At 62.8% G+C, this 527-nt stretch carries 2 pseudogenes; one reads left to right on the top strand and one right to left on the bottom strand.

The features are described from left to right. Positions 1–301 (top strand): annotated as a pseudogene (locus tag SB822_RS54855) (Na+/H+ antiporter); the annotation flags it as partial. A 19-nt stretch (positions 302–320) separates the two neighbouring features. Here SB822_RS54855 and SB822_RS54850 read toward each other — a convergent pair. Beyond that, positions 321–527 (bottom strand): annotated as a pseudogene (locus tag SB822_RS54850) (pyrimidine utilization transport protein G); the annotation flags it as partial.

Below are 527 nucleotides of genomic sequence, written 5' to 3'. Positions count from 1 at the left end.
GCATGACAAGGAGTGCGCGAATCTCGATGAATCGGCCTCGGCCTATGCCGCCGACGTGACCGCGCGCGTCATGGATATTTATCGCCGCAGGCTGACGGCACTCGCCGGAGATCAGGAACCGCGCGACATGGCGCGGCGCGCGGACGCACTGGAATTTCGCATGAAGCTCTCCGCAATGCGTGCCGAGCGCCAGGTATTGCTCAGCTTGCGCAGCAATCAGACCATCAACGACGAAACGTTCAACAAGCTCATGCATGAAGTGGATTTGTCGGAGACGGCGCTGACCGCGCGCTGGAAGTAACGTCGTCTCCTGGAAACGATCAGGCCACCGGCCCTTGCGCCGGCTTCCGTCTGAGAAGCGCGTAAAGAATGATCGCGCCGAACGTCGCCGTGCCGATGCCGCCGAGACCAAAGCCGCCGAGCTTCAGCGAGAAGTCGCCGGCGCCGAGCACGAGCGTGACCGCGGCCACGATCAGATTGCGGTTATCCGAGAAGTCGACCCTGTTGACGACCCAGATGCGCGCGCG

It is taken from the genome of Paraburkholderia sp. SIMBA_054 (genome assembly GCF_046534875.1).
In the GTDB taxonomy this organism is placed as follows: domain Bacteria; phylum Pseudomonadota; class Gammaproteobacteria; order Burkholderiales; family Burkholderiaceae; genus Paraburkholderia; species Paraburkholderia hospita.
This window is presented reverse-complemented; position numbering and strand designations above follow the sequence as displayed.